Annotated in this window: 10 protein-coding genes and 1 pseudogene; 4 read left to right on the top strand and 7 right to left on the bottom strand. The window is 72.0% G+C overall.

What is annotated here, in order from left to right; genetic code table 11:
- The 3 genes from FNH04_RS33220 to FNH04_RS33230 form a co-directional block, all read right to left on the bottom strand.
- Positions 1 to 778 (bottom strand): SCO1664 family protein (locus tag FNH04_RS33220; protein WP_152789564.1); only part of this gene is annotated, 778 nt, incomplete at its 3' end.
- The gene (locus tag FNH04_RS33225; protein WP_322724560.1) at positions 742 to 1332 is read right to left on the bottom strand and encodes a DUF3090 domain-containing protein; all 591 of its coding nucleotides are present in this window, start codon (positions 1330 to 1332) and stop codon (positions 742 to 744) included. The genes FNH04_RS33225 and FNH04_RS33220, both read right to left, overlap by 37 nt.
- Positions 1333 to 1434: 102 nt before the next feature.
- Entirely contained in the window at positions 1435 to 2121 is a 687-nt protein-coding gene (locus FNH04_RS33230; protein WP_152789565.1) for a histidine phosphatase family protein, read from the bottom strand.
- A 92-nt stretch (positions 2122 to 2213) separates the two neighbouring features.
- Here FNH04_RS33230 and corA point away from each other — a divergent pair, with 92 nt between their 5' ends.
- Positions 2214 to 3209: a magnesium/cobalt transporter CorA gene (corA, locus tag FNH04_RS33235; RefSeq protein WP_322724561.1), complete on the top strand. Its 996-nt coding sequence runs from the start codon at positions 2214 to 2216 to the stop codon at positions 3207 to 3209.
- A 106-nt stretch (positions 3210 to 3315) separates the two neighbouring features.
- On the opposite strand, the gene FNH04_RS33240 is transcribed toward corA, so the two are convergent.
- Both FNH04_RS33240 and FNH04_RS33245 read right to left on the bottom strand, forming a co-directional pair.
- On the bottom strand, positions 3316 to 4104 hold the full coding sequence (locus tag FNH04_RS33240) for a ferritin-like domain-containing protein (RefSeq protein ID WP_152789567.1): 789 nt from the start codon (positions 4102 to 4104) through the stop codon (positions 3316 to 3318).
- A 285-nt stretch (positions 4105 to 4389) separates the two neighbouring features.
- Positions 4390 to 5445, bottom strand: coding sequence for an LLM class F420-dependent oxidoreductase (locus tag FNH04_RS33245; RefSeq protein ID WP_152789568.1), 1056 nt, complete (start codon positions 5443 to 5445; stop codon positions 4390 to 4392).
- Between the two features lie 122 nt (positions 5446 to 5567).
- Between FNH04_RS33245 and FNH04_RS33250 the strand changes: the two genes are divergently transcribed.
- Together FNH04_RS33250 and FNH04_RS33255 are read left to right on the top strand one after the other, a co-directional pair.
- Positions 5568 to 6551, top strand: a complete 984-nt coding sequence (locus FNH04_RS33250) for an aldo/keto reductase (protein ID WP_152789569.1) — start codon at positions 5568 to 5570, stop codon at positions 6549 to 6551.
- Positions 6548 to 8827, top strand: coding sequence for a helix-hairpin-helix domain-containing protein (locus FNH04_RS33255; protein ID WP_322724563.1), 2280 nt, complete (start codon positions 6548 to 6550; stop codon positions 8825 to 8827). Before FNH04_RS33250 ends, FNH04_RS33255 begins: the two co-directional genes overlap by 4 nt.
- A gap of 104 nt (positions 8828 to 8931) precedes the next feature.
- Here the strand turns inward: FNH04_RS33255 and FNH04_RS33260 are convergent, their stop codons facing one another.
- Complete coding sequence (locus FNH04_RS33260) at positions 8932 to 9552, bottom strand: hypothetical protein (protein WP_152789571.1); 621 nt, start codon at positions 9550 to 9552, stop codon at positions 8932 to 8934.
- Between the two features lie 47 nt (positions 9553 to 9599).
- Here FNH04_RS33260 and FNH04_RS33265 point away from each other — a divergent pair, with 47 nt between their 5' ends.
- Positions 9600 to 9788, top strand: coding sequence for a DUF5703 family protein (locus FNH04_RS33265; protein ID WP_005485166.1), 189 nt, complete (start codon positions 9600 to 9602; stop codon positions 9786 to 9788).
- 90 nt (positions 9789 to 9878) lie between these two features.
- Here the strand turns inward: FNH04_RS33265 and FNH04_RS33270 are convergent.
- Positions 9879 to 10118, bottom strand: a pseudogene (locus tag FNH04_RS33270) (Tat pathway signal protein); the annotation flags it as partial.

Consider the following 10118-nt stretch of genomic DNA (forward strand, 5'->3'; position numbering starts at 1 on the left):
AGATATGTATAAGAGACATGGTGAGGAGGGTTTCCACGCGGGCTCGGGTGGCGTCCAGTTCGGTGGGGGTGATCAGGGGGGAGAGCCGTCGGGCCAGCTCGCCGTCCTTCCCCAGGGTGGCCCGCAGTGTGGTCAGGACCTCGATCGCCTCCGCCGTGAGGGGCTCCCCGGCCCAGCCCCACAGGAGGGTGCGCAGTTTGTTCTCGGCGTTGAAGGTGACGCCGTGGTCGATGCCGTACAGGCGGTTTCCGTCGGCCGGCAGCAGGTGGCCGCCCTTGCGGTCGGCGTTGTTGATCACCGCGTCGAGCACGGAGAGGCGGCGCAGCCGCTCGTCGTCGGCGTGTACCAGGAGGGCCGTCCTCCCGTCGCCCACCTCGGCGAAGCCGATCGCCTTCCAGCCGTCCTCGGGCTCCTCGCCGTCGACGAGCGCGAGGAGCTCGGCGCCCGGCTGTCCCTCGATCCACAGCTGGCACATGCCCTCGCCGTACGGCCCGTCGCGCAGCACGGTGGGCGGCACCAGGCGCCAGCCGGTCGCCTCGGAGACCTCGTACGCCGCGACCTCGCGCTGGGCGAGCGTCCCGTCCGGGAAGTCCCACAGGGGTCTCTCGCCGGCGACGGGCTTGTAGACGCAGGCGGCTTCCTGACCTTCGTACGTCACCGTGCAGTACAGCGCCGCGTTGGACGCCTCGCGGATGCGGCCGCGCACGGTCAGCTCGCCCTCGGCGAGCAGCTCGGCGGACGTCACGCTCCGCGGCGGTATCCGTTCTGGCGCGGACATACGTGTCCCTCCGGGTCGAGCGGCAGGCTGCACAGCGGGCACGGCGGACGGCCCGCGTTGACGACGTCGAGGGCACGTTTGGCGAAGGCCCGGGCCTGTGCGCCGGTGAGCCGGACGCGGAGCATCGGCGGACCGTTCTCCTCGTCCTGGAGCAGTCTCTCCTCGGCCTCGGCCAGGTCCTCCTCGGAGTCGGCGTCCAACTCCACCAGGGCCTGAGCCTCGACGATCATGCGCTGCTCGTCACCGTCCCAGGCCAGCGCCATGGTGCCGACCCGGAACTCCTCCTCGATCGGCGCCTGGAGCGGAGCCGTGTCGGAGATCTCGGAGGGGGCCACGGCCGGGACGGAGGCGCTGCCCCCACTACGCCGTACGACCTCGTCGAGCAACTCGTCCATGCGCTCGGCGAGCGCGGCCACCTGGGTCTTCTCCAGGGCGACGCTGGTGACTCGCTGCCCTGCGGAGGCCTGCAGGAAGAAGGTACGGCGCCCGGGCAGCCCGACCGTACCGGCCACGAAGCGGTCCGGGGGGTCGTAGAGGAACACCTGACGGGACACGTCCTGTCTCCATTGAAATCGATGTCGGGACCGACCGCCGCGGCTGCCGACGCTGACACGTGCAGTACCGCTGCGACCGCTTCACCCTACTGCGGTTGACGATCACGGTGCGCCCGCATCACCCCCGACCGGGGCGTCCGGGCTCTGCGCTTCCTCGCGAGGGGCGAGGGAGGCGAAATCCCCGGTGTCGCCGAGGCGAACGAGAAACGGACGCAGCCGGGTGTAACGGATCGCTGTGATGGAACACGGTTCCACGGAGATCCGCTGGAAGAGGTCGAGATGAAGCCCGAGAGCGTCCGCGACAAGGGACTTGATGATGTCGCCGTGCGAGCACATGAGGTACACGGCGTCGGCACCGTGATCACGCTCCACGCGCGCGTTCCACTCCCGTACGGCCGCCACGGCCCGGTCCTGCATCGCCCGCATCGACTCCCCGCCGGGGAACTCGGCCGCCGACGGATGCGCCTGGACGACCTCCATCAGCGGCTCGTCCTTGAGTTCGGCGAGCTTGCGGCCGGACCAGTCGCCGTAGTGGGCCTCCCCGATCCGCTCGTCGGTGTGCGGGCTGAGCTCGGGGCGGGCGTCGAGGAGCGGCCGGATGGTCTCCTGGCAGCGCTGCAGCGGGCTGGCGACCACCTCGGAGATCGGCAGCCCGGCGAGGCGCCCGGGCAGCGCGGCGGCCTGCGCGGCCCCGCGCTCGTCGAGGGCGACGCCGGGCGTCCACCCCGCGAGCAGGCCCGAGGTGTTGGCGGTGGACCGTCCGTGCCGGACAAGGATCAACGTGGGCATGCCACCCAGACTAAACGGGGCTTACTCGGGCTCCGCCGGGGTGTGCGCTGCCCGGCTTCCGCGCCCGGACCGACGGCGGAAGGACGCGCCCTGTGATCGTCGACTGCGCCGTGTACCGAGACGGGCACCGTACGGAGGGGCCCGAGGACCTGTCCGACGCGCTGGCGGTCGCGCGGGCGGACGGCGGCTTCGTCTGGATCGGGCTGCACGAGCCGACCGAGAGGGAGTTCGACCTGGTCACCCAGGAGTTCGGGCTGCACCCGCTGGCGGTCGAGGACGCCCTGAACGCGCATCAGCGGCCCAAGCTGGAGGTGTACGAGGATTCGCTGTTCCTGGTCCTCAAGCCGGTCGTGTACGAGCCGGCGGGCGACACCGTGTCCACCGACGAGATCATGGTCTTCCTCGGGGAGGGGTTCGTGGTGACCGTACGGCACGGCGGGGGCTCGCCCCTAGGTGTCGTACGCCGGCGTCTGGAGAGCGAGCCCGAACTGCTCGGCAAGGGGCCCACGTCCGTGCTGTACGCGCTCGCGGACGCCGCCGTCGACCACTACCTGGACGTGGCCACCGAGTTGCAGACGGACCTGGAGGAGCTGGAGGCGGAGGTCTTCTCCCCGGACGTCGGGAGCTCGCGGCACACCGCGTCCCGGATCTACGGCTTCAAGCGGCAGATCCTGGAGTTCCGCCGGGCCACGGGGCCGCTGGCCGTCCCGATGTCCCGGCTCGCGGGCACGGGCCTGTACAGCACGGCCGTGCCCTTCGTGGACGACCGCGCGCAGCCCTTCTTCCGTGATGTGAGCGACCACCTCACGCGCGTGAACGAGTCCGTCGAGGGCCTGGACCGGCTGGTGTCGGACGTCCTCTCGGCCCACCTCGCGCAGATGAGCGTCCGGCAGAACGACGACATGCGGAAGATCTCGTCATGGGCGGCGATGGCCGCCGTCCCGACAATGGTCGCGGGCGTCTACGGCATGAACTTCGAGCACATGCCCGAGCTGCACTGGGAGTGGACGTATCCCGCGGTGATCGCGGTGATGGCCGTGATGGAGGTGCTGCTGTTCCGGCTGTTCAAGGGGCGGGGCTGGCTGTAGCACGCGTGGGGGCGTTTCGGACCCCACGCGCGCGCGTATGGACATGGACGGGGACGAGGGGATGCGGACGGGGGATCGTGTGCCGGAGTCCGGGCCGACCGGGGTTCTAGGCGAACTCGGGTGCCGTGCTCGCCGGGCCGCCGAGGGCGTTGCGGCGCTCGGGCATCTTCAGGGAGACCATGCGGCGCCAGCCGCCGAGCCGCTCGTACAGGTAGATGGCGTGGATGCCCGCGGCGAGGACGGCGGACTTGGCCTTCGGCCAGCCGAGGATGCGCCCCATGCCGGCCATCACGGCGAGGCTGACGTCCCGGTACACCCTGATCTCGGCGAGGGCGCACTCGCGCAGGGTGCGCTGGATCATACGGCCGTGGCCCGCGGCCGCGAAGCGCAGCAGCTCCTCGTGGCAGTACGCGAGGTGGTTGTCCTCGTCGTCGGAGATCATCCTGACCGCGCGGCCGATGACGGGGTGGTCGGCGAAGTGCTTGCGGAGGAGCTCCATCTCCTCGGAGGCGCGCTGTTCGGTGACCCTGCTGTGCGCGAGGTAGACGACGATGTCCTGGACGGTGAGCGGCTGGTCACCCTTGAGCTTCTCGTGGGCGAGGCCGATGCCGTTCCTCTCGAGGAGCATGGTGTAGTCGGCGGCCCGCGGGACCTCCACGGGTTCGAGGCCGCGCTTCTTCATGAGGGCGTTGAAGATCCGCCCGTGCTTGTCCTCGTCGGCGCCATGGCGGGTGATCTTGGGTGCGAGCGCGCGCTCGCTCTGCGGGACGAGCGCCGCGATACGGGCGTTCTCCCAACCGCCCTGCGACTCCCCGCTGGCGGCGATGGAACAGAACAGCCGGAACGACTCGTCGTTGTCGAGGATCTCCTGGAACAGACTCTTGGCCGAAAGCATCTGTGGCACCTCTCTGCAGGGTTCCGCAAAGAACGAGTCAAATGCGGTGGCAGGGGGGCGGCAACACCTGTGTCGGACAAATCCGCCGAACGGAGGACGGGCGGGGTCTGAGGGGCGCGTAACGAGATGGACCGCGCCGTCACGCGCCGTACGGTCCGCGAGCGAGTGCCGAACGGTCCGTGCGGCGCGTAACCAAGCGGTGCGGTGGGGCGTTGTGTCCCGTGACGGCCGTGGCGGGGAAGACCCCCCGAGCCCCCACCACGGCCGCGGAAGACTTCCCTCCCGTTACGCGAGCCCGGCCCGCTCCAGGGCCTCGGCACCCGCCCGGAGCGAGGCGGTGCGCTCCTCCAGCGTGAAGCCCGCGGGCGCCAGCGTGAGCGTGGTGACCCCGGCCTCGGCGTACGCCTTCATCCGGTCGGCGATACGGTCCACGGAGCCGAGCAGCGCGGTCTGGTCGATCAGGTCGTGCGGGACGGCCGCCGCCGCGCCCTGCTTGTCGCCGCCCAGGTACTTGTCCTGGATCTCGGCGGCCTCCTTCTCGTACCCCATGCGCTGGGCGAGCTGGTTGTAGAAGTTCTGCTTGCGGCTGCCCATGCCGCCGACGTACAGCGCGGTGTACGGGCGGAACGTGTCGGCGAGGGCGGTCACGTCCTTGTCGTCGCCGACGGCGATCGGGAGCGTCGGGCAGACGTCGAACCCTTCGAGGGTCCTGCCGGCCTTCTCGCGGCCTGCGCGCAGGTACTTGATCGCGGTGTCCTCCAGGTGGGCCGCGGAGGGGAAGATGAGCAGGGCGCCGTCGGCGATCTCACCGGTCTGTTCGAGGTTCTTGGGGCCGATCGCGGCGATGTACAGCGGGATGTGCTCGCGCTGGGGGTGAACGGTCAGCTTGATCGGCTTGCCCGGGCCGCCGGGGAGCGGGAGGGTCCAGTGCTCGCCCTCGTAGGAGAGCCGCTCCCGGGTCATCGCCTTGCGGATGATCTCGACGTACTCGCGGGTGCGGGCGAGGGGCTTGTCGAACTTGACGCCGTACCAGCCCTCGGAGACCTGGGGGCCGGAGACGCCGAGGCCGAGGCGGAAGCGGCCGCCGGAGAGGGAGTCGAGGGTGGCGGCGGTCATCGCGGTCATCGCGGGCTGGCGGGCGGGGATCTGGAAGATGGCCGAGCCCACGTCGATGCGTTCGGTGTGGGCGGCGACCCAGGTGAGTACGGTGGCCGCGTCGGAGCCGTAGGCCTCGGCGGCCCAGCAGACGGCGTAGCCTAGCCGGTCGGCCTCCTGGGCCACGGCGAGATTGTCCGCGTCCATTCCGGCGCCCCAGTAGCCGAGGTTGATCCCGAGCTGCATGGCCGATTCCCCTTACCGATCAGTAATGTCTTGTGGCGGGAACACTAGCGTGTGGGTCGGGGCGGAAATCCGTTGTCCACAGGCGCCCCGCTCAGGCGGTGCCGGACAGTAATGTCGCGTCCATGGAGCAGAGGCATCTCGGCCGTACCGGCCTGCGTGTGTCCCGGATCGGGCTCGGCACCCTGACCTGGGGACGTGATACCGACGAGCACGACGCCGCGGACATGCTGAAGGTGTTCTGGGAGGCGGGCGGGACCCTCGTCGACACGGCCGACGTGTACGGCGACGGGGAGGCCGAGTATCTGCTGGGGAAGCTCATGGAAGGGCTCGTGCCGCGCCGGGACCTGGTCATCGCGACCAAGGCGGGCAGCGTGCCGGACCCCGACCGCCGCTTCGACGGCTCGCGCGGCCATCTGCTCTCCGCGCTGGACGCCTCCCTGGCCCGCCTCGGCACGGACTACGTGGACCTGTGGCACGTCCACGCCTACGACGCCGACACCCCGCTGGAGGAGACGCTCCAGACACTCGACCTCGCGGTCAGCAGCGGCCGGGCACGGTACGCCGGGGTGTCCAACTTCTGCGGATGGCAGCTCGCCAAGGCCGCGACCTGGCAGCTCGCGGCGCCCGGGATTCGGACCCGGCTGGCCAGTACGCAGATGGAGTACTCGCTGCTCCAGCGCGGCGTGGAGCGCGAGGTGCTGCCCGCGGCACTGGACCTGGGCGTCGGTCTGCTGCCGTCCTCGCCGCTCGGCCGGGGGGTGCTGACGGGCAAGTACCGGCACAGCACACCGCCCGACTCACGGGGCGCCTCCGAGCATCTCGCCCCCTTCGTCGCGCCGTATCTCGACGAGACGGCGAGCAGCATCGTGGACGCCGTACAGACGGCCGCGGACGGTCTCGCCGCGACACCGCTCCAGGTGGCCCTCGCCTGGGTCCGCGATCGCCCCGGCGTGGCCGCCCCGATCGTCGGCGCCCGCAACGCGCTGCAGCTCACGGCGGCGTTGTCAGTGGAGGCCCTTACTCTTCCTGACGAGATCTGCCGGGCGCTCGACGACGTGTCGGCGCCCGTGCACCGCTATCCCGATCACGACTGGAGCACGCTGTGAGCACGGAGCCCGAGGACGCGACCGACGGGCGCGAGACCGGAGACGGGCCACCGGAGGCCGCGGACGGCACCCACGGCGCCCCTGAAGCCGAGGGCACGGATGCCGAGGGCACAACCGTCGAGAGCACGGCTGCCGAGAGCACGGCTGCCGAAGGCACGCCCGAAAGGTCGGAGGCCGAGGCCGAGTTGGTGGCCCAGCAGGTGGAGCGGGAGCGGATCGAGCGGCGGAAGGCAGAGAAGAAGGGGCCCGTCGCGAGCGGGAGCAAGCTCAGCGGGACGGCCGCCGATCTACTCGCCGCCGTACGGGCCGTGGAGAGCGGCCACAAGCCCGTGTCGACCGCGTTCAGCGAGCCCGAGCCGGCGCCCCGCAGGGCCGCGCCCGAGCCCGTGCGGCGGCCGGAGCCCCCGGTGCCCGTGACCCCCGCGGCTCCGGCCGCCCCCGCGCGTGAGGCCGTCGAGGCCGTACGCGCCGTACTGGCCGAGGGCGGGGCACCCGAGTCCCTCGCGCCGCAGGTCGCCGCCGTGCTCGGCGAGGGCGCGGACGGTGGACTGCGCGCGGATCCCTGGCAGTTGCTCCGGGTCTTCGGGGTGCGGCCCGAGCAGGCCGACGGCTTCGCGCGGGCGTTGCTGGGCCCGGAGTGCGGACCCGACGACGAGCGGCGGGCCCGGGCGGTCACCGTGTGGTTGCTGGAGCAGGCGGCGCTCGCGGGCCACACGGCCCTGGAGATGCCGGCCCTGACCGCCGCGCTCGCCCAGCGCTCGGTACCGGACCCTGACACGGCCGTGCAGAGCGCGATCGCGGAGGGTGAGGCCCTGGTCTTCCAGGACGCCCTCGACGACGCCCCTCCGGGCACCGACAGGGCCGAGGACGACGACGAGAGCGAGGAGCGGCCCGTACGTGTCCTCGTCGGGCTCGAGCGGTACGCCCTCGCGGAGGAGAGCCTCGCCGACGGACTCGCCCGGGTGATCAACTCCGTGCCCAAGGAGGACGGTTCCGCAGCCGAGTGGGAGCGGGCCGCCGCCTCGGCACCGCGTTCCGCGGCGGAGCTGATCCGTGCGGCCACCGGGCACGGTCTGGTGCTGCACACCGGCGGCGAGGCGTCCCGCGCGGAGCCCGCGGCTCTGGTCGCCGCCGCCCGCGCACTCGGTCTGCGGGCATACGCGGCCACACACACCGCGGACGGCCGGCGCGAATTCGCGGAGCTCCTCGCCGCCGCGGGGTACGGAGCGGCGGAGACCGGCCCGGAGGGGCAGGGCGAGTCCGGGGCTCTCGACGGCCAGCGGTCCAAAGACTCCTCGGAAAGCCCCGCTGACGTCCTGGGAGCCGTGGTCACCGTGGCCGGGCTCCTGTCGGGGGCCCAGGGGCCCGGCCGGGACGGGGAAGGGGCGCTGGACCTCGACCTCCTCGTCGTGCTCGACGCCCCGCAGCTCGACGTCGAGAGCGCGGCCGTGCTCGCCGAGTCGCTGCCCGACGGGGCGAGGCTGGTGCTCAGCGGTGATCCGGGGGTGCTGTGGTCCGTGGGTCCCGGGCGGGTCTTCGCGGATCTGCTCGCGGCCCGTGTCTGCCCCCAGATCGCCTCGCGCACGCCCGACCCGGGGCCCCTCGGCGAACTGGTCTCCGGGATCGGGATCGGCGAGCTGCACCAGGTGGACGCGCCCGGCAAGGAGGTCGTGATCGTGCCCGTGCGGGACGCCGGTGAGGCGGTGCACCGGACCGTGCAGCTCGTCGCGGACTCGGTGCCGCGAGCGCTCGGAGTCCCGCCCGAGCAGACGCAGGTGATCACACCGGGCCACGGCGGCGCCGCCGGTACGCGCGCGCTGAACGCCGCGCTCAAGGAGCGGCTCAACCCCGGCCCGGGCCGCTTCGGCGGCTTCGACCCCGGTGACCGGATCGGCTACTCCCCCGCGCCGGGCCGTACGGTGCCCGGCCGCGTGGTGCGGGCCGACGCCGACGGGCTGCACCTGGAGTGCGCGGGCGCCCCCGTCGTCGTACCGAAGGAGCGGGTGGAGCAGTCCGTGCGGCACGGGTGGGCGCTGACCGCGCACCAGGCCGTGGGGCAGCGGTGGCCCGCCGTGGTCGCGGTCCTGCCCGGCGACGCCGCCCAGGCGCTGACCCGGCCCTGGGTCTACACGGCCTTCGGCCGCGCCGAGCGCCATCTGTCCGTGGTGCACGGCGTGGAGCAGGCGCTCCCCCGAGCGGTCGCCGAGGTCCCCGCCAAACCCCGTACGACCCGTCTGCCCGCACTGCTCAAGGCCCAGGTCCCGGCGTCCGGTTGAGCCCCGCGGCCGGGCGGCACATGACGACCCGGCACTCGGCGACGAAGGTGGCGGTCACCCGAGGTGGCCGCCGCCCTGCCGTACTCATGGCCGCGCCGCTCGGCTCAGCGGTCCGCGTCCAGGGATTCCAGGTCCTCGGCGGTGCTGGCGTCGAAGCGGCAGATGACCAGGTCCTCGTCGGGCTGCTCGAAGGGGGCCTCCAGCCACTCCCCCGGCTCGGACGGCGCCTCCAGGGCCGTCACCCAGAGCGTGGAGTCACCCTCCTCCAGCCCGAACTCCTTGTGGCGCGAGGCGATCTCGTCCGCCTCGAACTCGCCGAACACGATGTCCAGCGCGTGGGCCGTGCCGAGGGAGTCGTCCAGATCGCCGGAGCCGTTCCGGTCCTCCTCCACGGCTTCCACCCGTTGTGCCTGGGCCAGCAGCCGCTGTGGCTCCACCACGGTGTAGTCGCGGCGGATCAGTACGCTGATGGCGTCCGGTTCGGGCCCCGTGAAGGTCGGCACCGTGCCGGGGATCTCGAAGGGCGTGACCTCGTCGTAGCGGTCGTAGAGCAGTTCGTCGTACACCTCGGCGGCCGCGGCCAGCTCGTTGAACGCCTCGTAGACGGCCGGGTCGTCCTCACCCGTCCTCCGCTCGACCGCGGCCAGGTGGCGGTCGAGCGCGGTCTTGACCGCCTCGGCGGCGGCGCGTACCTCGGCAGCGGTGGGCTGCGCAGCATCAGACATAGTGCAGACGCTATCCGTACCGGGCCTCTGCCCGCACAATAGATGCGATGCCGGAATACGAATTTGTCGACGTGTACGTACCGCGTGGGGTCTCCCGCAAGGACGCCACACGTCTGCTGACGGACCATGCCGAGTACGGTCACTGGGAACTGGATCGCCTCAGCCTGCTGCGCGACGGCAGCCGCAGGGTGCGGTTGCGCCGGCGGATCATCCGCCAGGTGCGGGCCACGTGGTGAGGAAGGGCGACTGAAACGGAACGGGCCCCGCCGACGCGGGACCCGTTCCGTTGTGCACGCCACAGGCACAATGTGTGGCGACGGTCGCCTTTACGACATCGCCCGTGCCTTGCGGTAGAGCAGAGCGCCACCGAGCAGCGCGCCCGCGCCCACGGGCAGCATCACACCGAGCGGGAGCTCACTGCCGGTCTCGGCGAGCTGTGCGACGGCCCTGGGCTGGGTGACGCCCTGCGAGCCCGGGTTGTTCCCCGAGCCGCCGTTGCCCGGCTCGGTGCGGTCACCGGGCTGGTCGGGAGTCCCCGGCTGGTCCGGGGTCCCGGGGATCTCGGG

This window comes from Streptomyces phyllanthi (genome assembly GCF_009377205.1).
In the GTDB taxonomy this organism is placed as follows: Bacteria; Actinomycetota; Actinomycetes; order Streptomycetales; family Streptomycetaceae; genus Streptomyces; species Streptomyces phyllanthi.

Coding starts and splice junctions, on each gene's coding strand:
- FNH04_RS33260 (WP_152789571.1), bottom strand. CDS start 9,552: ATGTCTGATGCTGCGCAGCCCACCGCTGCCGAGGTACGCGCCGCCGCC.
- FNH04_RS33250 (WP_152789569.1), top strand. CDS start 5,568: ATGGAGCAGAGGCATCTCGGCCGTACCGGCCTGCGTGTGTCCCGGATC.
- FNH04_RS33230 (WP_152789565.1), bottom strand. CDS start 2,121: ATGCCCACGTTGATCCTTGTCCGGCACGGACGGTCCACCGCCAACACC.
- FNH04_RS33240 (WP_152789567.1), bottom strand. CDS start 4,104: ATGCTTTCGGCCAAGAGTCTGTTCCAGGAGATCCTCGACAACGACGAG.
- FNH04_RS33245 (WP_152789568.1), bottom strand. CDS start 5,445: ATGCAGCTCGGGATCAACCTCGGCTACTGGGGCGCCGGAATGGACGCG.
- FNH04_RS33265 (WP_005485166.1), top strand. CDS start 9,600: ATGCCGGAATACGAATTTGTCGACGTGTACGTACCGCGTGGGGTCTCC.